Here is a 24,975-nt window from a genome sequence, read left to right as displayed (position 1 = left end):
ATCCCCGCTTAAACGTCATTTTTGTAGTTAAACAACAAACTGCCGAGCCTGTTGGGAGGTGGTTTACCTAATTTTGCATAGGATTAACCCGACTTTACATTCGTCTGTTTCATACTGGCGCCCACAACTTAGCTAAGGAGCCTGCGAACAAGTCTCTGCGGCTTCTGCAAGCGCCTGAAGTGCGCAAGGTCTGGCCATTGCTCCAAAACTGCGCCTGGATTACGAACCAAGCTGGAGGCCAGAGGCTAGCAAGGACTTGTTCGTAGGTTCCCTAACCGGGAGAAGGGCGATGAAACTTCAAACCAGGGAGTGGTCGACTCCGCTTATCATCGGTAGTTCATTAATCGTGACAGTGACCGGCGTCATGCTGTTTTTCCATTTAGCGGAAGGATTGATCATGACTGCCCACGAATGGATCGGTGTCGCTTTTGTCGCCATCGTGGGATTACATGTTCTGAATCACTGGAAGCCCTTTAAGCGCTACTTCTATCAAAAGCGGGCATTGAGCCTTATTCTCGGCACTTTTTTGATTGCTGGCGTTTTGCTCTTTTCAGGCGATAAGGAGCCACACCCGCTTGAACGGGTTGCCAGGCAGATGGAGCAAAGCTCAATCCGTGCGATGGCGGCCCTGCAGCATCGGCCGGTGGATGAGCTGCGGATTGCTCTGGAATCGGAAGGCCTGAGACTGACTGGCAATGAGCAGACCTTGGCAGAGCTTGCCCAGGAAAACGATGTTCATCTGTTTCGACTGATTGAATTACTGTTTGCGCAACCCGCAAAAGGCGCTTAAGCAGGCCCGGGATCTATGGCCTGCCGTCGACGTCATCATTCAGGATCCTTGAACAGGGATTGAGTCGGCCCCGAAGTGGCGCTTGAGGGGGCCTTGATCAGCCATACACTGATCTCGGCTGCAGGCATCGGTCTGGCGTAGTAATAGCCCTGCAGGTTACGACAGCCGTTATTGACCAGGAACTCTGCTTGCTGCTGGGTTTCAACGCCTTCGGCGACCAGTGACAGATTGAGGTTCTGCGCCATCGCGACAATGGTTTTGACCAGCGTCACATCTTCAAGGTCGTCCGGCAGATCGTTAACAAAGGATCGATCGATTTTCAGGGCGTCGACCGGGAATCGTTTCAGATAGCTTAATGACGAGTAGCCGGTACCGAAGTCATCGATCGAAAGATTGATCCCAAGGTCTTTCAGACTGGAGAGCCAGGTCATCGCGTCCTCGGTATCGCGCATCAATAGGCTCTCGGTGATTTCGAGGGTCAGGGACTCGGGGGCAATTCCTGCTTGATCGACCAGCTGCTTCAGGTCGTCCGCGTCAAGCCCCAGCTCGCGTTGCCGGCTGGATAGATTAACCGCCAGTTTAAGTTCGCTGAATCCCGCGTCGTGCCAGATTTTCAATTGCCGACAGGCGTTGGCCAGCACCCACTGGCCGATCTGGCCGATCTGACCGCTGTCTTCGGCAATGGGGATAAAGGTGGCCGGTGAGACCTGGCCGCGGCTGGGATGGTTCCAGCGCAGCAGGGCCTCGACACTGACGATCTTGTTGAGACTGGGGTTGACCACCGGCTGGTAGTAAATTTCCAGCTCCTGGTTCTTGATCGCCTGACGCAGCTCCAGTTCCAGCTGACGGCGATCCAGTGTCTGCTGCTGCATGGAGGCGGTGAAAAACTGATAGGTGCTGCGTCCGCTCTCCTTAGCCTGGTACATGGCCATGTCCGCATTTTGTAACAGGGTATCGGCCTTGTCGGCGTCGTCGGGGTAGATCGTGATGCCGATACTGGCGCCGATATAGATCTCGCGCCCGTACAGCGTGAAACTGCGGGTGATCTGCTCGATGATATAGGTCGCCACCTGGGCCACCGAGTCCGTTTCTCTGATATCCGGTAGCAGGATTACGAATTCGTCACCGCCAAAACGGGCAATGGTATCGGACTCTCGAAGACAGGCTTTGAGGCGAGCTGACACCAGTTGCAGCAGTTCGTCCCCGACAGCATGGCCAAAGGTGTCATTGATCACCTTGAAGTGGTCCAGATCGAGGAACAAAACTCCCAGCATCCACTGTTCGCGTTTGGCTGCGGCGATCGCTTGCTCAAGACGATCGGACAGTAGGCTGCGGTTGGGCAGCCCGGTCAGCGCATCGTAGTTGGCTTGATAACGAATCTGCTCTTCATTCTTCTTGTGCTGAGTGATGTCGGTGAATACGGCGACGAACTCTTCAATTTGTCCGGTTTCACCCCGGATCGCCGAGATCGAGAGCCATTCGGGATAGACGGTCCCGTCTTTGCGTTTGTTCCAGATCTCTCCGGTCCAGTGGCCCTTCTGTCGCACCGAATTCCAGAGTTGCTCGTAAAACTCAGGGCCATGGCGGCCGGATTTGAGCAGGTGCGGTGTTTGCCCCAGAATCTCGTCAAGCGCATAACCGGTGATCTTGCTGAAGGCGGGGTTGACTGTTTTGATTCGATTTTCGGCATCGGTGACCATGATACCCTCAGCCGTGGTCTCGAAGACCGCCGCGTTCATGCGCAACTGATCCTCGGCCAGTTTCTGGGCCGTGATATCTTCCTTAACCGCGATAAAGCTGGTGATCTTGCCGTGCTCATCCCGCAGGGGTGAGATTGACGCGGACTCCCAGTAAGTCGAGCCGTCCTTTCGGCGATTGTGGAACATGCCGCGCCACTCCTGACCGGCCATCAGCCGTTGCCACATCGCTTCGTAATCCTGCGGGCTTAAGTTGCCGCTCTTCAGGAAGCTGGAGTTTCGACCGATGGCTTCGTCGGCGCTATAGCCGGATACCCGTTCGAAGCGTGGGTTGACGTACTCGATGACTCCCCGGGTGTCGGTGATGACCACGGATGCCGGGCTTTGCATCAAGACCCGGCTCAATTTTCGTGAGTCGGCCTCGGCGCGTTTTGAGGCGGTGATATCGCTTCTGACACAGACCGTGCCGCCCTCGCTGGTCGGGTTATTGCTGGCCAGGTACCAGGTGTTGCTGTCGATCTGCTCAATATACTGCCCCTGAACAGGAGGTGCGGTGATGGGGTCGCCTTCCAGGCTGAAGTATTGAACCCGGCCTGAGGCGGCTTGTTGGAGCTTTTGCAGGCTCATTGAGCCGTTCCGCTGATGTTTGAGCCAAGGGTAGATCGCTTCGAAGCGCCGGTTGTACAGCACGGGTTGATGGTCGGCATCGTACAGCGCGAAAGCCTCAGACAGGTTGCTCACGGCATCGTGGAGGCGTCCCCAAGCCCGTTTGGATTCTTGATGGGCATTATGCAGGCTTTGTATCAGCAGCCATAAGCCGGCAATGAGTGCAAACACCGACACGGAGAGAAGTACGATCAGCTGCTTTTTGATCGAAGTCTGCGACAGCCTTTTCTGTTCCAACTGCGCGTACAGCGCCTGAAAGAAGGTCTGACTGGGGATCTCCAGGTAGTGCTTCTTTAGCGAATCCAGTTTGGTCAGACCATGGAGGTTGGAGTCGATATGAAACAGCAGCTGTTCTACCAGCTCCATGCTGTCCCTTGATTCCCAGGACCATCGTTTGACCTGTTCCAGGGATGCCTGAATATCGTCAAAGTTGGAATCGGCGGCAAACAGCTGGTAGCTGTAGAGTTGGTTGATCAGTTCAACAATCGGATCATAACGACTGGGAGCCTGCTGTTTGAGTTCCTGCGCCAGGGTTGGAAGATAGCGAATACCGTTGCGCACAATGGCTGCCTGAAACTTGATCTTTTCCATCAAGGCCAGTTTGTTGTCCATGGCTTGCCACAACCGTTGATTGTATTCGGCCAGAACCGAATCCCGGCCACTGCCGACGCTGGTCAGCTGCGTTTTAACCTGGCTCAGCTCATTGTTGGTCTGAACCAGCGGATCGTATTGAACCATTAGGAATGAGGCGATGCGCAACATATCCCGGTCAAGACGCGCATCCAGTGTTTTCAGTTGTAGCATCTGGCGCGACAGTTCGGCGTAGTGATCGGACTCGTCATTCCAAAACAACCCGAGCAGCATCGCGAAGGCAGCACTCAGGCTCAGCAGTAGGAATCCACGCCGCTGACCAATGGATTGGAGTAACAATTTCATGGCGTTAATTTGCTGTGCTCCCCGACCAGGGTGTTGAGAAAGGCGATGATGTCTTGGATATGGGCTGTGGGGATCTCGCGCCCAAGTTGATAGAGCCCCATGATTCGGATCGCTTCCTCCAGCGTGGCGACCGATCCGTCATGAAAGTAAGGGCTGTTGATTGCCGCCAGACGTAGGCTGGGGACTTTGAAATAGTGCTTGTCTTCCTGCTGACCGGTGACATTGAAACGGCCGAGGTCGGCTTGGGTCAGTTCCGTGTTTCTGTTTTTGAAATAGTCACCCAGTGCGCCCATGTAGGCGTACATGTTGCCACCGACATTGGCGCCTTGATGGCAGCTGATACAGCCGTAGTTCCGGAACAGCTGATACCCTTTCAGCTCCTGTTCGGTAAGGGTTTCTTCGCCCAGCAGCCAGCGATCGAATCTTGAGTTGGTCGTTACCAGGGTTCGCTCAAAGGCAGCGATTGCCGTGGTGATATTGGCGCCGGTGATACCGTCATCAAACAGCTTGTTGAATGTTGCCACCATGGCCGGATCACGATTTAACTTGGCAAGAACCTGAGACCAGGATGAGTTCATTTCAACAGGATTATGAACCGGACCGGCGGCCTGCTCCTCAAGTGTTGCTGCACGCCCGTCCCAGAATTGGGCAAGGTTATAGCTACTGTTAAAGACCGTCGGGGCCTTAATTGCCCCCATCGCGCCGGCAACACCAATGGATCGCGCTCGACCGTCTGCACCGCCCTGAGAAAGCTGATGACAGCTGCTGCAGCTCACTGAGTTGTCTTGGGATAGCCGGGTATCATGAAATAGACGATCCCCCAGTTCGGCTAGCTGGGCGCTAATACTGTTATCGATCGACAGCGGTGTAATCGGCTCGTTTTTTAGCGGGCCAGCTTTGGAGACCGATAACGGTAAGATTAATAAAGTTAATATAAACAGTGACTTTTGCATGCTAATACAGGCTGCAATTTATAAAACCTCCGGCATAAAAATGTCAGGAGTACTAATATTTGGTTTATGGAGTTCCGCTATTTAAATGCCGGGGGAGGGGGTGAGGGGTTGTGAATTAACCTTCTTTTCTCCCGGGTCGCAGTCCTGGTGCGGTCTGCGGGCCTGTCTGCAAGGCTCTTGTTATTGCGGCAAGGGGTAAGTCTGCTGGCGTGCTTGTAGAATTACAAGGGGATTGCTAATTAAAAACCCTATAAAAAAAGTGGAATAGATTTGTTATATAAAATGTGCTTGGATTGTGCGTTTGGGCTTGCTGATTCGCACCAACACTCGCTTATACCGAAAGCCTTTTAGTGTTGTAATTCGGCATATTCAAGACTGTAAAGAATCTCTTCCCTTTCAATTTGATCGATGATGGCGGCAAATTGCTGATTGCGCTTCAGCTGCCCCAGCGCACTATCCAGACTACTGATCAAATTGTCCTGATTCCTGAACTGTTCGGACACGAGCAGGTAAAGGGGGACTTGCTTGAAAACCGTTGGGTGCATCCGCACCTTGGATTCCATATTGAGTTCGATCAGCCCCCTGATTGCTGCAACCTTGGAGTGCAGGAAAAGGTCACTGCGTCCGGTAGCGAGCATCTTGACGACCTGATGCATGTCGTTGATGGTGACGAAGCCAGCCTGGTTGTCATCATAGATCCCCTCACAGGTTTTATCCCCGAGAAGTAAGGAGTAGTGGCCCTCGGGGTGATGCAACGGGTTGTCCATTGCCAACAGTCTATCGGCTCTGGGAGAGCGCTTGGAGATAAATGCTCTGACCTGCATCGAGTAGATTTCCGAGCTGTTGGCCGTCGTGTAGCGGTTTCGGTCTTGATTGGGAACCGCCAGCAGTGCGTCATGGATACCTTCCTTGACCAGCTTCTGGGCTCTTTGCCAGGGGTGGAAGGTGTGGGTGATTTGATAGCCGAGCTGGTCACCGAGGAGAAAGTTAGCGATCTCGACCAGAATGCCCGCTGGTTGGCCGCTCTTTCTTTGATAGGAAAATGGCGGCCAGTCCTCCGCGTAGGCGATGCTGATTGTTCTGGGGTCGCCGTTGAGGGGCTGTTCTTGGGCGGATGCGGGGTAAGTAATCAGCAACCATCCAAGTAGAGCGATTCGAAGATAGCAAGATAGAGAGTTCATGGCCGGGTAACCCAAGATAACTGCACTAGGGGTTTGTGGTAACCATAGCTCATTTTATATCCCTTCCGGATGTTTGCTCTGTCTGATGATCGGGCAAAGTGATCATAAGCTGGTTTGGCCAGGTTTGGTTATAATCTCGCCCAACTTAAACCCGAGTACGAGGACACGATGGACGTACTTCAAGAAATCCAACAGTTTTTGCCCTGTCCAACTCCCAAGGGCTGGATTGATGCGGCGTTGGAAAATCGAGATATTCTGCTGATTGACCATGCACATTGCGAAAAGAAGGCGGCTTCGACGGCGATGAATCTGATGTTCCGCTATGTCGATAATGCCGACCTGTTGAATAAGATGTCACGGTTGGCGCGAGAGGAGTTGATCCATTTCGAGCAGGTACTGGGCTTAATGCGAGAGCGCGGTGTGGAGTACGATCACATGACGCCGGCCCGTTATGCGCAGGGGCTGCGGTGTCATATTCGCAACCATGAGCCGGCGAAACTGGTCGATACGTTGATCATCGGCGCCATCATCGAAGCGCGCTCTTGCGAGCGATTTGCAGCGATCGAACCCTATCTGGAAGAGTCGGATCCGGCGCTGGCCAAGTATTACCACTCGCTTCTCAAGGCTGAGGGGCGTCATTATCAGGATTATCTGCAACTGGCCCGTGATGCTGCCGGAGAGGATATTTCCGAGCGGGTCGACTTTTTCCTGAGTGTTGAGCGGGAACTGGTTGAATCGGACGATGATGAGTTCCGTTTTCACAGTGGTGTGCCGAAACTGTCATCCTGCTAGGCGAGTCTTATCGCCGGCAGTGCTGAACCTTCTCTCAGGAACAGCAAACTATGGGAACAGCTAAATCGGCTGAACAACGCATCAACCAACAAAACAGAAACAGGGATAGATAATGTCAAAGGAATCCATTGCTTTTGCTCTTGGCGGCCTGGGGGGCTTCAATGCCCATGGAATCGGTTTTCTGCAGGCGTCGTTGGACCAGGGAATCGAGCCCGAACTGATCAGTTGTACCTCCGGTCAGATCTACTGGACCTGGCGCTACCTGCTGCAGAAAAACCATGAGCCTGATCCGTTGACCGGTACTTCGGTCAATATGGAGCAGGAGCTGCGGTTGGAGGTCGACAAGACCAACCGTTTTCCCAAACCCCTGAGTTGGCTTGATGGGCCGGTGATGGCGATGAGCGGCGATCCGGGGATCTTCTCACCGGCAGTTAAGCAATATTGGCAGAACTGGCTCAGCCCCTATATCAACAGCGCCAGCGACTTCGACAGCTTCTGGAAACAGTGGGGCGAGGAGTTGATGAACCGGATGTTCCCGGCCCAGGTGTTCGTACCCGAGCGCAGTCCGGAATCGATGCTGGCGATCGGTCAGCGCCTAGCCTCTGAGTCGGAGATCGGTATCCTGTTCAACGCCTTTGATGCGCCGGCCGGTGAAGAGGTGCTGTTTATTAATCCGCGCGCTCAACAGGTGCTGGACCAGCAGCGCCCCGGCCGCTATGTGGACGGCGCTCTGCTGGGCGATACCCGAATTCGGGTGTTGGATCCGAACAATCCCGAACAGCTGCGTGAGGCGGTGGATGCGGCGCTATGGCTCTATCTCTATGGCTTCAAAGACCGGGACGGTAATGAGCGGACCCTGATCGATGGGGCCTACCATCGCCAGTTTATCGTCCGCGAGTTGGCGCCCGCTGCGCAGCGAATTTTCTCGGTTCGACCGCAGAGTGTGGAATGGAAAGAGGCGATGCCGACCAACAGCTTCCAGGTCAGCAATCTGGTCACCCAGCTGTGGTTCAACGCTTCCTACTCCGGCGAAATCGCCCATATCGATCTGATCAATCGATTGCTCCGTAAGGAGCACCTGCCCAAAGAACACTACCGTCATGTGGAACTGACCCCGGTGGAGTATGAAACCCGGATCCATTTCTACGAGTACTTCGTCGAGCGCTGGTCGGTGTATCAGGATGCTTACGATAACAGCCGCGCCTGTTTTGACGACTTGGATCTTTAAAGGGGCTCCAGTGTCGGTTTGAATGGCCCTCACGGCCGGGGTTTTGATAACGAAGCCAGCGGCCGTGACAGGGCATTCTTCAGGTTTGATCGTTCTCCCGCTGATTCAGCTCTTCCACAAAGGTCTCCAGAATCAGGTTGCTGTGATTACCGCGACGGTGGATGGCGGCGAAACGGGTCTGGAAACTGAACTGTTCCGGCAACAGTTCCCGCATTCGCCCCTCATGAACCCAGCGTTCGGCATAGTGGGTCGGTAAGAAGGCCACGTACTGGCCGGAGAGGATCAGAAAGGCGGCGCCTTCCCGGTCGCTGGTGCTGGCGACCGGATTGAGCTGTTGCAGCAGCGAGCGCTGTCGATCGGGCATCGCCGAAACCGGCACCACGGTATCCAATTGCTGCAGTGATTCGGCATCCAGCTCGGGCTGTTGCTGGGTAAACAGCGGGTGACTGTGGCCGCAATAGAGTCGCGACTCCTCATCATAGAGGTCGATATAGTCCAGGCCTGCCAGCCGACGGGAATCCGGAATAACGCCGATATGCAACCGGCCATCCAGCACATTTTTTTCGATCTCGGCCGGCGGCATCATTCGGATATTGATCCGGATATCGGTCCCGCGCTGCTTCAAGGCCGCCAGCGAGTTGGTGACCCGCATATGGTTGTACATGGTCACCAGGTTGTCGGTGATGCCGATATTCAGCTCGCCCTTGAGGTTGGCATTGATACTGTTGATCTGGGTTCGAAAGTTTTCCAGCGAGGCAAACAGCTGCAGGATCGCCTGATACACCTCGCTACCCTGATCGGTCAAGGAGAATCCGGCGCGACCGCGCTGGCATAGCTTCATGCCCAGGCGTTTTTCCAGGTCGGAAACGGCAATACTGATGGCCGAGACGCTGATATTGAGTTCCACTTCGGCGGATGAAAACCCACCGCTTTCCACCACGCTGCGAAAGATTCGCAGCAGTCGAATATCGATATCGCTGATCTGGCCACTGAGGCTTCGGCTGGTCTTCATCGGGATGATTCAATTACTTAAGTATTTAGTTAAGTGTAATTGAAAAACCTTAAATAGAACAAAACAACCGTCGGGCTATAGTGAGTCCATAACAAGCTGGCATGCGACCGGCAGGATAAACATCACAGGAGAGATCTATGGCAGCGCAAGATTCACGTGCAGGTTTGACCCAAGCGCAGCTCGACGCCCACTGGATGCCGTTCACCGGTAACCGTCAGTTCAAGCAGGACCCGCGGATTATCGTGTCTGCCGAAGGCAACTACTACACCGATGCCGAGGGCCGCAAAATCTTCGACGGTCTGTCGGGCCTATGGACCTGCGGCGCCGGCCACAGCCGTCCCGAGATTGTCGAAGCGGTCAGCGCTCAGATCAAGCAGCTGGACTATGCGCCGGCCTTCCAGTTCGGTCATCCGAAGTCGTTCCAGCTGGCTGAAAAAGTTACCGAGTTTATGCCGGAAGGGATCAACCGGGTGTTCTTTACCGGTTCCGGTTCTGAGTCTGCCGAGACATCCCTGAAAATTGCCCGCGCCTACTGGCGCAAGATGGGTCAACCGACCAAGACCAAGCTGATTGGTCGTGAACTGGGTTACCACGGCGTTAACTGGGGCGGCATCTCCGTCGGCGGTATTGGCGGTAACCGGGCCCTGTACGGCCAGGGGGTCGACGCCGACCATATGCGCCACACGCTGTTGCCGCAGAACCAGTTTGTCAAAGGCCAGCCGGAGCAGGGCGCCGAACTTGCCGATGAGCTGCTGAATCTGATCGCTCTGCACGATGCCTCCAACATCGCCGCGGTTATCGTCGAGCCGTTGGCCGGTTCCGCGGGTGTTATCCCGCCGCCAAAAGGCTACCTGCAGCGTCTGCGTAAGATCTGTGATGATCACAACATTCTGCTGATCTTTGACGAGGTCATCACCGGCTTCGGCCGCATGGGTGCCAAGACCGGTGCCGAAGCCTTTGGTGTGACGCCGGATATCCTCAACATGGCCAAGCAGCTGACCAACGGCACCGTACCGATGGGCGCCGTGGCGGTGAAGCAGGAGATCTACGACTGCTTTATGGAGCAGGGCGGACCGGAATATGCGCTTGAGCTACCCCATGGCTACACCTATTCGGCCCACCCGGTATCCTGTGCCGCCGGTCTGGCGTCGCTGGAGCTGCTGGAGCGCGACAACCTGATCGATTGCGTCGCCGAGCTGAGCCCGTATTTTGCCGATGCGGTTCACAGCCTCAAAGGTAGTGAGCTGATCGCTGATATCCGTAGCTATGGTTTTGCCGCCGGTCTGACGATTGCTCCGGCACCGGGTGAGCCGATGCTGCGTCCGTACCAGATCGCGATGAAGATGTGGCAGAAAGGCTTCTACGTCCGCTACGGTGGCGCCACCATCCAGTTGGGCCTGCCGTTCACCACCGAGAAACATGAGATCGATTCGTTGATCAACGCCCTGGGCGAAAGCATCAACGAAATCGCCTGATTCGTTAAATCCCACACCATTAATTCTGATAGCTGCGGCGGGCTGATAGCCTGCCGCCATCTCCCTTGTCGAGGTAAATAACATGACCCTGATTGGACACCTGATCAACGGTGAGCTGAGCAACGAAGCCGAGCGCACCCAAGACGTATTCAACCCCTCCACCGGCGAAGTCAGCAAGCAGGTTGCTATCGCTTCCCAGGCGACCGTTGAAGAAGCGATCGCTGCTGCAGAAGCGGCTTACCCGGCCTGGCGTGCAACCCCGCCGTCCAAGCGTGCCCGGGTGATGTTCAAGTTCCTGCAACTGCTGCAGGACAACAGCGAAGAGATCTGCCGCCTGATCGGTGAAGAGCACGGCAAGATCGCCCACGACGCGGCCGGTGAGCTGCAGCGTGGTATCGAAAATGTGGAATACGCCTGCTACGCACCAGAGCTGCTGAAGGGCGAGCACAGCAAGGACGTAGGTCCGGCGATCGATTCCTGGAGCGAATTCCAGCCGCTGGGTGTGGTTGCCGGCATCACGCCGTTCAACTTCCCGGCGATGGTACCGCTGTGGATGTACCCGATGGCGATCGTTTGCGGTAACACCTTCGTACTGAAGCCGTCCGAGCGCGATCCGAGCTCAACCCTGTTTATCGCCCAGCTGCTGGAGCAGGCCGGTCTGCCGAAGGGGGTTATCAACGTCGTTAACGGTGACAAGACTGCCGTTGATACGCTGCTGACCGATGAGCGGGTCAAGGCCGTCAGCTTCGTTGGCTCTACACCGATTGCCGAGTACATCTACGCCACCGCCAACGCCAACGGTAAGCGTTGCCAGGCCCTGGGTGGTGCTAAGAACCACGCCATCATCATGCCGGATGCGGATCTGGACAACGCCGTTAACGCCCTGACCGGTGCTGCGTTTGGTTCTTCCGGTGAGCGCTGCATGGCGCTGTCGGTTGCGGTTTGTGTCGGTAAGCCGATGCAGGACGCGTTCGTAGCCAAGATGAAGGCGGCGATGGAGCCGATTCAGGTCGGTCCGTGCACCGACAACAGCAAGGACTTTGGTCCGGTGATCACCAAAGAACACCAGCAGAAGGTGATCGGCTACATCAACAGTGCCGAGGCTGACGGCGCCACCATCGAAGTGGACGGTCGTGAAGCCCAGGTTGAAGGCCATGCCGAAGGTTTCTACGTCGGTGCGACCCTGATCAACGGCGTTACCGCGCAGATGGAGTCCTACCAGAAAGAGATCTTTGGTCCGGTGCTGCAGGTGATGTGCGTCGAAACCATGGAAGAGGCGATGCAGCTGATCAACGACCACGAGTACGGCAACGGTACCTGCATCTTTACCCGTGACGGTGAAGCGGCGCGCTACTTCAGCGACAACATTCTGGTCGGCATGGTCGGTATCAATGTGCCGCTGCCGGTGCCGGTTTCCTACCACAGCTTCGGTGGCTGGAAGCGCTCACTGTTCGGTGACCTGCATGCCTACGGCCCGGACGCGGTGCGTTTCTACACCAAGCGTAAGACCATCACCCAGCGCTGGCCCTCTGCTGGTGTCCGTGAAGGGGTGCAGTTCGCCTTCCCCAGCTGATCTGGCGGAATAACTGATTGTCGATGGCGGCCGGGTCCGCTGCCATCAACAGCAAAGGGGCATTGTGCCCCTTTTTTATGCCGGTTAACCGCTGCAACCCTGGTGGTGTGAAGTCAGGCCGTCTGGTTATAAATTATCCGCTCATCGGCTGTATCTGATTCACGAACCCGGCTAACAGCCGGAAGCTGCATCGATTAATTTGCTGCTTGCTGACTTTTACGGTTGGCGCCTCTGCTATCTCACGTTAGAGTTATTGCATATAGCCGTGCGGGTAATGGAGGATGACTGGATGATTGAGTGGGGGCCTGCTCTTTATACCGGAAATGCCGAGATCGATGCTCAGCACCAGCGGTTGTTCAATCTCTTGAAGGCGCTGAAAACCCCCTTGGCTGATAGGGAAGAGCTGCTGTCGACCACGGAAATCCTCGATCAGATCAGTGAGTACATCCATGTTCACTTCAGCTTTGAGGAACAGTGGATGAAGGATATCGGTTATCCCGATTTTGAAGCGCATCAACGAGAGCATGCTGACTTCGTTGAGCAGAACCTAGGCTTCTTGAGAGAGCATCACTTCGGTGGCTCCCTGTCCGAAAGTGAGATTGCCCGTTATCTGGAGCGCTGGCTGGTTCGACATATCAGTGGCACGGACCTCAAGATAGCCGCATACGCCCAGCAAAAGCCGAAGGACTAAAGCCGACTGGGGGGCGAATCAAGAGCTCAGCCCGGCGATCAATAGCGATCGGATGGCGCCGAGGCAATCCAAAATCTCCGCTTCGTGCCCCCTGGGTTTTTGGGCGATTTCCGGATTGGACAGAATCTCGTCCATGCGATCATTCACATGGATTAGCTGATCCTTGACGGTGGCGCTATCGGACAAACCCTTGTCTTGTAGCTGCGCTGTATTCTGTCGCAGTTCATCCAGTTGCTGTATCAGCTTATCCGGATCGAAGCAGGCAGCAAAAAACAGGCCGACGGTTTCGTTGTACTGCTCGACAACTTGCTGATAGGCGTGGGTGCTTGAGGCCAGATCCGGATCGATCATGTACTCATAGCTCAGCTGCTCCAGCCGCCCCTCGGTGTTTCGATTTTCCGATTCCAGATTGTAGCGTCTGCGGGCGTCATTGAGCGTCCGTTTAAGGATCTCTCCGTCCCAGGGTTTGGTCAGAAATTGCGAGACCACGCCGGTATTGATCGCCTCGATAACCGACTCGGAATCGGTATAGCCGCTCAACATTATCCGGATGATATGGGGATAGAGTTTATGAACCCGAGCCAGGAACTCGGTACCTCGGAGGTTGGGCATCCGTTGATCCGAAACCACCACCGAGATCGGATGTTCAGCGAGGAGTTCAAACGCTTCCTCAGCGCTCTGCGACAGGTAGCAAGGATAGGGCTCGCGGTGCAGTTCGCGCTTAATCGCACGCAGAATATTGGGCTCGTCGTCAAGGAACAGAACGCCGGCTTCGGTTGCTCGTTGTTGCTCCGGTTTGGGGGCGTTAAGTTGATCTATCCGTTCCATAAACTCAGGGTTGGGTAACGGTTTCGAGAACAGATAACCCTGCAGCAGATCGCAACCTTTAGTACCCAGATAGGCCGCTTCAGAGGCCTGTTCGACTCCCTCGGCAACGATCTCGAGATCGAGGTTTTTTCCCAGCGAAAGAATGGTGTTGACGATCACGGCACCGGCCGGATTGCTGGCGACGTTGTGAATCAGACTACGGTCAATCTTGAGTTCGTGGACCGGAAAGTCGCGCAGGTAACTCATCGATGAGTAACCGGTACCGAAATCGTCAATCGAGACCCGCAGGCCCGCCGCTATCAACTGCTCCAGTACCGACAAGGCGAATTCCGGTTGCTCGATCAGCACGCTTTCGGTGAGCTCGACCACCACCAGTTTGGGGGGGAATTGATGGCGCTCTAATGCGCCGGTGATGGTGGGTAACAGTTGCTGATCGAACAGTTGGATGGCAGACATATTGAAAGCGATGGCGATCGGCCCGGCCTGCCGCTGCCAACTGGCGGCATCCGCAATCGCCTGCTCGATGACCCAGCGACCGATAGCAATGATGGCCCTGTTTCGTTCGGCCAGAGGGATAAACTCTTCCGGTGAGATCGCACCAAGTTCGGGGTGGTTCCAGCGAAGCAAGGCCTCGGCGGCCGCGACTGTGTGACTGCGGGCATCCACTTTGGGTTGATACCATAACTCCAGCTGACCGGCACCGAGTGCGCGCTGGATATCCTGTTCTAACTTGGCCTGGCGCTGAAGCTTCTCCTCTTCATCGATCGAGAAGTAGGTGCCTGCCGGGTTTTGCAGCCGCTTCGCACTTCTTATCGATAGGGCGCCGCGTCCAAACAGTTTGGCGACACTGCCGCCGTCCTCTGGGTATCGAACGATCCCGATATGAAGATTAAATGGAATGATCGATGAGCCGTAGCTGGCGCCTTCCCGGCAACTTTCATTGATGGCGTTGACCGTTGCCGTGACCTGCTTGTCCCGTGCCGCCGAATCGCAATCCAGGATGACGGCGAAGGTGTCACCACTGTACCGGTAGATGCAGTCCAGCGAGAGCTGGGCACGCTCCAGGCAGCGGGCGGCATCCTGCAGGACTTTATCACCGGCATCGAGCCCCAAGGATTGATTGATACGGTTCAGCGAACCGATATCGGCAAAGATCACCGCGCCGGTTTTATCTTGATCGAGGTGTTTCTGCAGATCCTTACGCATCCGGATGGTATTGCGCAGCCCGGTTAATTGATCGTGGTCGGCTTGATACTGCGCTTGTACCTCCAAGCGGTGCTCTCGGGTTGTTGGGCGTTTGATGGAGAAGTAGGCGTAGGGTGCGCCGCTGCTGGATTTAAGCGGAATAATGGTGAGTTCTTCCCAGAAGATCTCCCCGGTTTTGCTCTTGTTGGCTAGTTCGCCATGCCAGATCTCCCCCGCGGAAATGGTTTGCCACAGCTGACGGTAGCGATTTTCAGGGTTGAGATCAGATTTTAGTACCGCATGGCTGAGTCCAATCAACTCCTCAGGGGGGTAGCCGGAGGACGATGAAAACGCCGGATTGACACGGTGAATGGTGCCACGGGCGTCGGTTAGCGCCAGCGGCATCGGAATGGTATCGAAGACCTTCTCCTGTTGATCGAGAATCCGGACCGCATCAAACAGATCCAAAGTCTGCAGCATCGCCGCCGATAGGGTTTGGCTGATCAATGCCAGCGTTTTTGGCTGGACTCCATTGGCGCTCAACAGCAGATACAGCCGGCTTTGCAGGGCCTGAGATCCCCGCTGCGTGGGCAGTAGATCGAGGACTTGGGTGCAGTGTTGCTGCAGCATCAGAGGCTGTAGTTTCGCTGGGAACGCCTGATCGGCTTCGTTACGGAACCATTCGATAAGGCTGACAACCGCTTGCGGATCCAACCCGAGCGAACCCTCAGGGCAGCCGAGTAGCTGAGACTGCTTGTCGGAGTCAGACAGCAACCAGCACCGGCAGATGCCGTCGACGTTCAGGGCCTGGTACAACAGATCGGCGAGCCGGTTCAGTTTGTCCTGTCGGCTCAGTTTCAGGGTTAGTGCCTGCTGAGATAATCGGTGATACTGCTGCACCAGTTCCATGGTTTTCAGCAGCATCTCATCGGTCGGTTGTCGGCTTTGGCCGGGAGTTAAATCAGCCATGACTATTCCTTTAGCTGTAATCGTCCGGATTGATCAGGATACTTCCATCGTTATCCCACTTAACACGGGTAATGCCTTGGCACTCCTTTTCCAGCCGCTGAAGCTCCGATGCCTGTTTCCCTAACACCTCCTGCTGGCTCTTTAGTGTTTGCAGCAGCTGGTTTCTTTCGTGCTCAAGCTGAAAGTGCTCATAGGCCTTGCTGATCGAGAGGCATAACTCATCGTCATTCCAAGGCTTGGTGATGAAACGATAGATTTCGGCTTCGTTGATGGCGGCGATCAGACCACGGCTATCCGCCTGGCCGCTGAGTAGAATCCGAACACACTCGGGTTGTAACAGTCGAAACTCAGTCAAGAAGGTAATCCCATCCATTTCGGGCATCTTCAGGTCTGAGATGACCACGTCGGCCTCGATATCCGTGGCTTTTTCAAGAGCCAGGATGGGGGAGCAGAACCCTTCGCTGATCCAGCCATGCTGCAGGAACAGCCGTTTCAGGGATGAGATGACCAGAGGATCATCGTCAACGATGAGAATGTTCATTTGGCCAGTTCCTCATAGACATAGACCTCAAAGGGAACGTCATCCGTGTGCTCTATCGCTCGCAGCTTCTCGATCAGGGTGAGGTTCAATACCCGCCGTTTGGTCAGCAGCAGCATGTCGGCGCTGTTATAAAGATCACGGGACAGCCGCATACCGGGGGTGAGGCGGTTGGTGCTGAGTTTGCGTTCATGGGGCTGCAGGACTTCGGTCTTCTGTCGGCGAACGTCCTCTTCAAGCAGCTCGATCAGTGCCGGGTCATAGAGGGAGCCGCTTTCGCTGACCATCAACTCCAGAGCCTGGAGTGCAGACAGCTGCTCGCGGTGCAGCCGTCCGTGCAGATAGCCGAAGTAGTCATTGGCGATACCGATGATTCTTGCTCCGAGGGGGATGTTTTCCCCGGACAGGCCGTCGGGGAAACCGCTGCCGTCCCATTTTTCTTCATGGCATCGAACCAGTTTTCCGACATCATGCAGAGCCTCAACCGCCATCAGTGCGTGTTGTCCCATCAACGGATGGCGTCGGTATTGACCGCGGCTTTTCCTATCGAGGTTGTACACCGGGCGGTCGACAATGCTGTCAGGCAGGACCAGCTTGCCGATCTCGTGAAGCAATGCCGCCATGTAGACTTCCTTCACATCGTGATCGTCCAGGCCCCTGGCTTTGGCAAGGCGTCGGGACATATCGGCAACCTGCTTGGTGTAACGTCCGGATAGCGATTCGCGCATACCGATCAGGTTGGAGAACACCCGGATAATATTGAGGTAACTGTCGTTCAGTTGGGTGAAGGAGAGTTCCAGCATATCGGCGGTTTGCTGCAATTCAGCGGTACGCGCCGCTACCCGTTTTTCCAGCTCCTGATTCATGCCCTTGAGCATTTTGTTCTGAGATTCGGTCAGCAGGGTCAGGTTTTGCTTATCTATCATCAGCTGACGGATTTTCAGTGACTCTTTGACGGTCAGAATCAGTTCGTTGTCGTCCCAGGGTTTGGAGGTGTAGCGGGAGATCTTGCCTTTGTTGATGGCGGCGACGGTTTGTTCCAGATCCGCCTGGCCCGTCAGCAGCAGACGGGGGATGTCCGGGTGTTTTTCTGCCACTTTTTCGAAGAATTCAGCTCCGTCCATACCGGGCATTCGCATGTCGGAGATGATCAGATCGATACTCTGTTCGTCCAAAATCTCGAGCCCTTGATAGCCGCTTTCAGCCAGAAAGATCTGAAACCCCAGAGGACGGAATAGTCTTCTTAGTGAACTGAGTACATTGGGCTCGTCATCGACAAAGAGTAAGCGGTATTTTTTTTGTATATCGGCACCCGACTCTCCCTTCGGGTTGGTTTCAAGCGGCTGGTTCACGGTTGTTTCTCCTACACCCTAAGATCCAACAAGAATGGTTATGCCTGCTTTTCAACAGGTGGTACTAAGGGAAGCCAGAGCCGGAAGCAGGTGCCTTCGCCTTGGCTGCTGTTAAACGATAAATCTCCGCCGTGGGATTGGATGATGTTATAGCTCACCGACAGACCGAGGCCGGTGCCTTTGCCGACCTCTTTGGTGGTAAAGAAGGGGTCGAACACACGGGCTTGTATCGCTTCCGGTATGCCCGAACCTGTGTCGCAGACTTCGAGCCAGACGCCTTTCTCATCGCTACCTGTAGTGATTGTGATTTGGCCGAAGTCTTCGATCGCCTGGGCGGCATTTACCAGCAGATTAATAATGACTTGATTAATCTGAGATGCGTTACAGGTTATCAGTGGAATGTCGTGATAGTGCTTGACCAGTTCGGCTTTGTATTTAAGTTCATTCCAAACCACATTAAGGGTTGAATCTAAACAGTCATGCAAACTGACCTCTTCCCAGTCCCCTTGATCGGCTCTTGAAAAGCTTTTCAGATCGAGAACAATTTTCTTTACCCGTTCAACGCCTTCGATTGACTCATCGATTAACTCTTGGACATCTTCGATTAAGAAATCGAAATCAAGATTATCTTTAGTCATCTTCAGGCTATGAACTGATGAATCCGAGAGTTCTGGAAGAAATGAGTCATAGCTTTTAATCAGTGCAAGAATACTTTCAATATGTTTTTTCAGTGTGCCGAGATTTGAATTTACAAAGCCAACCGGGTTATTGATTTCATGGGCCACACCGGCAGCTAATTGACCGATTGACGCCAGCTTTTCTGCTTGAATTAGTTGTGTCTGCGCCTCTTCGAGTTTTTGAACCAAATCGACCAATTCCGCTTTTTGGCTGGTCAGTTCCCGATTGCTTTCATGCAGGTCGCGAGTACGCTTGAGAACCTGCTCTTCAAGGTTGTGGTAAGAGGCCTGCAGTTGCTGCTCCATCTGTAGACGCGCACTGATGTCGGTGGATACGGAACCGATAGCGGTTACCTTGTTATTCGAGTCCTTGATTGGAAACTTGACCGTTTGAAAATAAACATAGCTACCGTCTTCCAACTCGATGGTTTCGTCGTAGTTTACCGGCTCGCCTTTTAAGACAACCACCTCGTCCTTATGTTGTAGCTGGAACTGTTGCTCTGCCGTTAGCATTTCGGTCATGAAATGCAGATAGATACTGCGATCAACCCCATAAAGCTTCTCGAACCCTTTATTACACAGGGTGATTTCTCCTGATAATGAACGTACAACGATCGTGAGATCTGAATTGTCAATAATTTGGTGGGTTAATTCTTCATGTCGTTGCAGCGAGAAGCTCGAATTTAAATGGTTTATTACCGAAGCAAAAACATCTAAAAATGTTAGGGTTAAATGCGTCTGTTGATCGTCAAGCTGCCATGGCCGATCAAATTCAATCGACAAACAAGCCCCGGACATATTATCCAGATAGATAGGAAACGCATAAGAATCCGCATTGTTTGCATCTTTTCTGTGAACCAACTGGTTGGTGGCGATACAGTCGCAGATATTGCTATCGAGGTTAACAAAGTTAATCTCTTGGTGCGTTAGGCAGGAGTCAGAGACCTGGGCGTTATGAAAGAGATCCGGATCATCGGTCAGGGTAATAAACAGCTGGACCCGGGATGCCTGTGTGATCCAGGGAGCGGTACTGATCAGTTGCAAAGACTGATGTACAAAAGATTCCAGATTGATCGTGTTATACGAGTATTGAACCAGTTGGTTCAGCAAGGTTTGGCCGTACATGGCCACCGAGATCGTCTGGCTGAACTGGCCCAATTCATCGTTCGACGAATCGGCATCCTGTTTGATCATGCCGCCGGAGACGGAGGCGTTAACCACCTGGCGGCTCAGCTCACTCAGACGGCCAATCATAATCCGGGTTAAGATCAGGCTGCTGAAAAAAGCGACCCCGACCAATGACAGTAACGCCATCAGGGCCAGACCATCGACTTGCTTGACTGCCGCATAGGTCGACAGCGGATCTTCAATCACAAACACTTGCCAACCTGAAGGCATCCGGCAACCCGATAGCAGGACCTCTTTTCCCCACCGGGGTTCGTACAGTTCGTGAGTCGTTAAGGTGCCAGTATCTTTGAAGTCGCAGGGCGGGTACTGCATCCCTTGTAGGTCGAAAACAGAATTGACGGCAGTGGGATGGGCGGTAGACACCACGATGCTCAGGTCCTTGGTTAAAACCAGGTAATCCCGTTGCTGATCGGTGAATAGGGCATTGATCTGTGCCCTGAATGCTTGGGGATCGATGGCTGTCACCAAAACACCGGCTAAAGCCCCCGAGACCGCTTTTACCGGTACCGCCAATAACATCTCGTATTGTCCGGTGGTTTCGTTGATGGCCATCTGAAAGGCAAAGGGTTGTTGATTTTGCCTGATCGCCTTGAAGTATCGCTGGTCGGAGTAGTCCTGACCGGATTGGTTATCGCTCTGTGCGAGACTAGCTCCATTGAGATCCAGCACCATGGTCAGATTACTGGTTGGAATGAACCTGGTCAGATGAGTGATGGCACGATGCAGTTGCCTGGGGTTCATTGAGCGTAGCTGCGCGGTTCCTGCGGTGTACTCCAGAAACGATCGGGTGGTAATTAACCAGTGATTGGAATATTGAGCTAACCGTTTCAGGTCGGATTGGATCGAGAAATGGAACTGCTCATCTGCGCGGTTGGTGGCAAGGTGACGTGCAGCCAACCAGCCCGCCAGCGTTAAACTGATGACAACCACCAGCACGGCGCCTAATACACGTCTGAATAGTCCGATCTTCACCATGCTTGCTCACAGAGTTCCTTTGCGAAGCCATAGCCTTAACCATAGCTCTTATGTGACTATTTATGTACTGAAAAGCAAAGGGTTTTTTCTGAAACTTGGGTAAGATTGGCCTAGCTTTAGTGGTACCACCGCCGGGTTGTGACGGAGAGGGAGTCGTATGGATCAGCAGGCACTGACACGTAACCTTTGGTTTGTGCTATCCACTGTGGTCGCCGGCTTTGTCATTGTCACGCTGTTCTCTCTGCTGGGACTGGAACATGTCCTGACCAAAGAGAAGCAGCAACAGACCCAAAACCTTGTCGATAGTGCATACAGTTTGTTAGAGCACTATCACCAGCAGCAGCTGACAGGACAGCTATCCGAGTCCGAAGCCAAAGCCCGGGCTGTGGCTGTGCTTGAGTCAATGCGCTACGACAACGGCAATTATTTCTGGCTCCATGATCTCGATTACCGAATGGTGATGCACCCCTTTAGTCATGACTTGATGGGGGCTGAACTCGACCAGGTACAGGATCAGCATGGTCGTTATCTGTTTCGAGAGATGCAGCAATTTTTGACCAGCGAGGGAGAGGGCGTAGTCAGTTATGTTTGGCCCAAGCCGGGAACTCAGGACGCCTCGGATAAGATCTCCTTCGTCAAACTGTTTTCTCCCTGGGGTTGGGCGATTGGCTCAGGGGTCTACGTCGATGATATCCACGAGACTTTTACCCATAGCGCCATCTTCTTGGTGGTCATTTCATCCAGTGTTGTACTGATGGTTTTTACCGCCGGGTTTTTAATCCGGCGTGAGACGCGATTTCAACGCAGTCTGTTGGCGCTGACACAGCAGAACAACCTTCAACTTGAAGCTGAAGTAGATGCGCGAACCCTCGATCTGAGCAGCGCCTATGAGGATATCAAGCAAAGCCGTGAACAGGCGCTGGAAGACAAGCGTAAAGCTCAGTACAACGAAGCGTTGTTCCGCGGCATAGCGTCGGCGGCGCAAGATGCGATGATTCTGATCGACCATAACGGCAATGTCCGCTACTGGAATCCGGCGGCGACCCGGATCTTCGGCTATACGCAACAGGAGGTGCAGGGCAAGGATCTGCACGGTTTGATTACCCGTAGCCAGGACCAGCAGCAGTTTCAGCGGGCATTTCCCGGCTTCCGAACCAGCGGTCAGGGGCCGGTGGTCGGCATCATGCTGGAAGTCGTCGGGGTCACTAAGTCTGGCGATGAAGTCCCGGTCGAACTGTCGATCAATAGCGTCAAGCTGGATGATGAGTGGCAGGCGATCGGCATTGTTCGGGATATCAGTGAGCGCAAGAAAACCGAGCGGGAGCTGCATGAAAAAAGCCGCAATCAGGAAGACCTGATTCAAGAGCTGAAGATGGCTCAGGATCAGTTGGTGCAATCGGAGAAAATGGCTGCGATTGGCCAGCTGTCAGCCGGGGTCGCCCATGAAATCAATAACCCGGTAGGGTTTATCGGCAGCAATTTGAATACGCTCGAGGGCTATCTGGAGCATTTGATCGAGATGTACGAGCAGACCAAAACCGTGGTCGGCCGTGAGCTGCCTAACGATGAACTCTTGGCCCAGATTGCGTCGATCGAGGAGCAGCATGATCTGAGTTTCATGAAGGAAGACCTGATCGATATCTTTGCCGAGACGCAAGAAGGGATCCTGCGTATCCGTCGTATCGTGACCGGCTTGAAAGGATTTTCCCGCAGCAGCACCGACGTCATGGAGGCGGTCGATATCAATGCGGAAATCGAAACGACACTGAATATTGTCTGGAATGAGCTGAAGTATCATTGCCAGGTTGAAAAGGAGTTTGCCCAGCTGCCGATGGTGGAGTGTCTCAGCTCTGAGATTGGCCAGGTCATGATGAATCTGCTGATGAACGCTTCCCAGGCGATTGAGGGCAAAGGGATTATTCGTATACGAACGGCGTTGGAAGGAGAGCGGGTTAGGATTCAGGTATCCGACAACGGCCAGGGGATCCAGCCGGAGCATCTGGGGAAGGTGTTCGACCCGTTCTTTACCACCAAACCGGTCGGTAAGGGGACCGGCCTTGGACTGTCGGTTTCCTACGGTATCATTCAAAAACACCGAGGTCGGTTGGAGGTTGAGTCCACCGTTGGCAAGGGCACAACCTTTACGATTGAACTGCCGTTAACTCAGGCTGCTGCATCCTAACCCAATCGAAGAGGATCGGCCGGCGTCAGGCAGGCTTCGCCGCAACAGCCTCTGCTAAATCTGAAACACCACTAAAAAAGGGGCCAGAGGCCCCTTTGTTGTGTGCGGATGTCAGGGTGTCGGTCAGGCGCCGATCACACCGCCATCTTCGCGGGTAATCATCACCACGGTTGAGCGCGGTTTGCTGTTACCGCCGCCTGGGAAGTGAGACGGCTTACCTTTTTCACCCGGATGCTGAATACCAACAAACATGGTTTTGTAGTCCGGGGAGAAGGTCAAACCGGTGACTTCACTGGCGATCGGGCCGACCAGGAAACGATGGATTTCACCGGTTTCCGGGTCGCCGCAGAGCATCTGGTTGTTGCCCATACCGGCAAAATCATCCTTGTTGGAGTATTTGCCGTCGGTCATGATCCAGAGGCGGCCACCTTGATCAAAGCCCAGGCCATCGGGGCTGTTGAACATGTTCTCGCGGGTGATGTTGCTGGTACCCGCCTGCAGGCCACCGGCGTGAACGGCCGGGTTGCCGGCGATCAGAAACAGATCCCAGTCGAACTCGGCGGCGGTGTGGTCGCCGTTGGACGGGGTCCAGCGAACGATCTGACCGTACTTGTTACCGGCACGGGGATTCGGGCCACCCACGGGCTGATTGTCTTTCTTGCCGCGGTTTTTGTTGTTGGTCAGGGTGCAGCAGGCGCTGGATTTGTTCGGATGAACGGCGACCCACTCCGGGCGATCCATGGTGGTACCGCCAACCTGGGTCGCGGCCAGACGGGTGTGGATCAGCACTTCCGCCTGACTGTTGAAACCGTTCTCCGGGGTCAGACCGTTTTTACCGAAAGTCAGCTCGATCCATTCGCCTTTGCCTTTCAGCTCACCGGCATCGGCGCGGAATTTGGCCACGTACAGGGTGCCTTCCTCCAACAGATTGCGGTTGGCGGCTTGGTTGTTCGGGTTGTACTTGCCTTTGGAGACGAACTTGTAGAGGTGCTCACCGCGTTCGTCGTCACCCAGGTAAACCACCACGTGACCGCTGTTATCGATCATCAGGGCGGCATTTTCATGCTTGAAACGACCCAGGGCGGTACGCTTGAGCGGCTTGGATTCCGGATCCATCGGATCGATCTCGACCACCCAGCCGTGACGGTTCGGTTCGTTCGGGTTCTTGGCCAGGTCGAAGCGGGCGTCGAATTTGCTCCACTGGTAGCGCTTATCGGCGGGCTTGACGCCGTAGCGTTTCTGGGCGGCCGGCACTTCGTAGCTGTCATCGGCGGTGCCGAAGTAGCCGTGGAAGTTCTCTTCGCAGGTCAGGTAGGTGCCCCAGGGGGTTTCGCCGTTGGCGCAGTTGTTAAAGGTACCTAATACCTGGGTGCCGCTCGGGTCCGCATCGGTTTTCAGCAGCGCATCACCGGCCGCCGGGCCGGTCAACTGCATCGGCGTGTTGGCAGTGATGCGACGGTTGAGCTTGCCGCTGCGGTCAACCTGCCAACCGTCGGCCGTCTTGGTAATTTCAAAGACCGAAACACCGTGGGCGTTTTGCGCCTTTTTGACATCGTCAGCGGTCATCTTCTCGCCTTTGTGGGCGAACAGCAGGTCGTTGTTGGTGTACTCGTTGTTGACGGCCAGCACGGCACGATCATCGCTGAGCGGGAACAGGCTCATGCCGTCGGTGTTGTCGCCGAACTGCAGCGCCTGGTCCGCGGCCGGTGCGTTTCCGGATGGGTCGAATTCGGGGGCATTGGCGAAGATCGGATCACCCCAGGAGATCAGGTTAGAGACCTTGTAGCCTTCGGGGACGACGACGGTGTCAGCGGTGCTGGCCGGAATCGGCTTGAAGCCGATCAGCTTGCTGTGAACGGTGGTACCCATGGCGGCCTTGACCGATTGAGCCATCGGCGTCAGACCGATGAACGCACCGACGCTCAGAGCGCCCATGCCGCCCAGGAAGCCGCGACGGCTGACGGCCTTGTCGGTCATTCGAGTAAACTCCGAGTCCTGTTCGTTGTTCAGGTTGCTGCAGAGGTCATGTGAATTTTCGTAGCTCATGTTGAACGTCTCATCTATCTCTATCGATTTAAGGTCCGTGC

At 54.6% G+C, this 24,975-nt stretch carries 16 protein-coding genes; 7 read left to right on the top strand and 9 right to left on the bottom strand.

Annotated features, from left to right (window positions below):
• Positions 1 to 289 precede the first annotated feature (289 nt).
• Positions 290 to 790 carry a DUF4405 domain-containing protein gene (locus ACO05M_RS13370; protein WP_421863738.1) on the top strand — a complete coding sequence of 167 codons (501 nt, stop codon included), beginning with the start codon at positions 290 to 292 and terminating at the stop codon, positions 788 to 790.
• Positions 791 to 825: 35 nt separating this feature from the next.
• Here ACO05M_RS13370 and ACO05M_RS13365 read toward each other — a convergent pair whose 3' ends face one another.
• From ACO05M_RS13365 to ACO05M_RS13355, 3 genes are all read right to left on the bottom strand, one after another.
• Positions 826 to 4,089, bottom strand: coding sequence for an EAL domain-containing protein (locus ACO05M_RS13365; protein ID WP_421863735.1), 3,264 nt, complete (start codon positions 4,087 to 4,089; stop codon positions 826 to 828).
• Positions 4,086 to 5,042: a cytochrome-c peroxidase gene (locus ACO05M_RS13360; RefSeq protein WP_421863733.1), complete on the bottom strand. Its 957-nt coding sequence runs from the start codon at positions 5,040 to 5,042 to the stop codon at positions 4,086 to 4,088. The genes ACO05M_RS13365 and ACO05M_RS13360 overlap by 4 nt, the downstream gene beginning before the upstream one ends.
• A 347-nt stretch (positions 5,043 to 5,389) precedes the next feature.
• The gene (locus ACO05M_RS13355) at positions 5,390 to 6,223 is read right to left on the bottom strand and encodes a substrate-binding periplasmic protein (protein ID WP_421863730.1); all 834 of its coding nucleotides are present in this window, start codon (positions 6,221 to 6,223) and stop codon (positions 5,390 to 5,392) included.
• 168 nt (positions 6,224 to 6,391) lie between these two features.
• Between ACO05M_RS13355 and ACO05M_RS13350 the strand changes: the two genes are divergently transcribed.
• Together ACO05M_RS13350 and ACO05M_RS13345 are read left to right on the top strand one after the other, a co-directional pair.
• Complete coding sequence (locus ACO05M_RS13350) at positions 6,392 to 7,015, top strand: tRNA-(ms[2]io[6]A)-hydroxylase (protein ID WP_421863727.1); 624 nt, start codon at positions 6,392 to 6,394, stop codon at positions 7,013 to 7,015.
• 112 nt (positions 7,016 to 7,127) lie between these two features.
• Complete coding sequence (locus tag ACO05M_RS13345; protein WP_421863725.1) at positions 7,128 to 8,243, top strand: hypothetical protein; 1,116 nt, start codon at positions 7,128 to 7,130, stop codon at positions 8,241 to 8,243.
• Positions 8,244 to 8,322: 79 nt separating this feature from the next.
• Here ACO05M_RS13345 and ACO05M_RS13340 read toward each other — a convergent pair whose 3' ends face one another.
• Entirely contained in the window at positions 8,323 to 9,255 is a 933-nt protein-coding gene (locus ACO05M_RS13340; protein WP_421863722.1) for a LysR family transcriptional regulator, read from the bottom strand.
• A gap of 137 nt (positions 9,256 to 9,392) precedes the next feature.
• Here ACO05M_RS13340 and ACO05M_RS13335 point away from each other — a divergent pair, with 137 nt between their 5' ends.
• The 3 genes from ACO05M_RS13335 to ACO05M_RS13325 all read left to right on the top strand — a co-directional run bounded on the left by ACO05M_RS13335 (position 9,393) and on the right by ACO05M_RS13325 (position 12,994).
• A complete protein-coding gene (locus tag ACO05M_RS13335; protein ID WP_421863719.1) occupies positions 9,393 to 10,730 on the top strand; it encodes an aspartate aminotransferase family protein in 1,338 nt (445 codons plus the stop codon).
• Positions 10,731 to 10,812: 82 nt separating this feature from the next.
• Entirely contained in the window at positions 10,813 to 12,303 is a 1,491-nt protein-coding gene (locus ACO05M_RS13330) for a CoA-acylating methylmalonate-semialdehyde dehydrogenase (protein ID WP_421863716.1), read from the top strand.
• Positions 12,304 to 12,577: 274 nt separating this feature from the next.
• Positions 12,578 to 12,994 (top strand): bacteriohemerythrin, encoded by a 417-nt coding sequence (locus tag ACO05M_RS13325; protein ID WP_421863713.1) that lies wholly within the window; start codon positions 12,578 to 12,580, stop codon positions 12,992 to 12,994.
• Between the two features lie 18 nt (positions 12,995 to 13,012).
• On the opposite strand, the gene ACO05M_RS13320 is transcribed toward ACO05M_RS13325, so the two are convergent.
• Genes ACO05M_RS13320 through ACO05M_RS13305 form a run of 4 tightly spaced genes read right to left on the bottom strand, consistent with a single transcriptional unit; the run spans position 13,013 to position 20,706 of the window.
• On the bottom strand, positions 13,013 to 15,976 hold the full coding sequence (locus ACO05M_RS13320) for an EAL domain-containing protein (RefSeq protein ID WP_421863711.1): 2,964 nt from the start codon (positions 15,974 to 15,976) through the stop codon (positions 13,013 to 13,015).
• A 10-nt stretch (positions 15,977 to 15,986) separates the two neighbouring features.
• Positions 15,987 to 16,517: a response regulator gene (locus ACO05M_RS13315; RefSeq protein WP_421863708.1), complete on the bottom strand. Its 531-nt coding sequence runs from the start codon at positions 16,515 to 16,517 to the stop codon at positions 15,987 to 15,989.
• Entirely contained in the window at positions 16,514 to 17,866 is a 1,353-nt protein-coding gene (locus ACO05M_RS13310) for an HD domain-containing phosphohydrolase (RefSeq protein WP_421863705.1), read from the bottom strand. Before ACO05M_RS13310 ends, ACO05M_RS13315 begins: the two co-directional genes overlap by 4 nt.
• Positions 17,867 to 17,904: 38 nt before the next feature.
• Positions 17,905 to 20,706, bottom strand: coding sequence for an ATP-binding protein (locus ACO05M_RS13305; protein ID WP_421863702.1), 2,802 nt, complete (start codon positions 20,704 to 20,706; stop codon positions 17,905 to 17,907).
• A gap of 157 nt (positions 20,707 to 20,863) precedes the next feature.
• On the opposite strand from ACO05M_RS13305, the gene ACO05M_RS13300 reads away from it, so the two are divergent.
• Positions 20,864 to 22,888, top strand: coding sequence for a cache domain-containing protein (locus ACO05M_RS13300; protein ID WP_421863699.1), 2,025 nt, complete (start codon positions 20,864 to 20,866; stop codon positions 22,886 to 22,888).
• A 123-nt stretch (positions 22,889 to 23,011) separates the two neighbouring features.
• Here the strand turns inward: ACO05M_RS13300 and ACO05M_RS13295 are convergent, their stop codons facing one another.
• Positions 23,012 to 24,934 carry a PhoX family protein gene (locus ACO05M_RS13295; RefSeq protein ID WP_421863696.1) on the bottom strand — a complete coding sequence of 641 codons (1,923 nt, stop codon included), beginning with the start codon at positions 24,932 to 24,934 and terminating at the stop codon, positions 23,012 to 23,014.
• Positions 24,935 to 24,975: the final 41 nt, after the last annotated feature.

The sequence above is a fragment of the Motiliproteus sp. genome (assembly GCF_965230735.1).
Taxonomy (GTDB): domain Bacteria; phylum Pseudomonadota; class Gammaproteobacteria; order Pseudomonadales; family Balneatricaceae; genus Motiliproteus.
The sequence above is the reverse complement of the archived record's forward strand: the minus strand, read 5'-3'. Positions and strand labels throughout refer to the sequence as shown.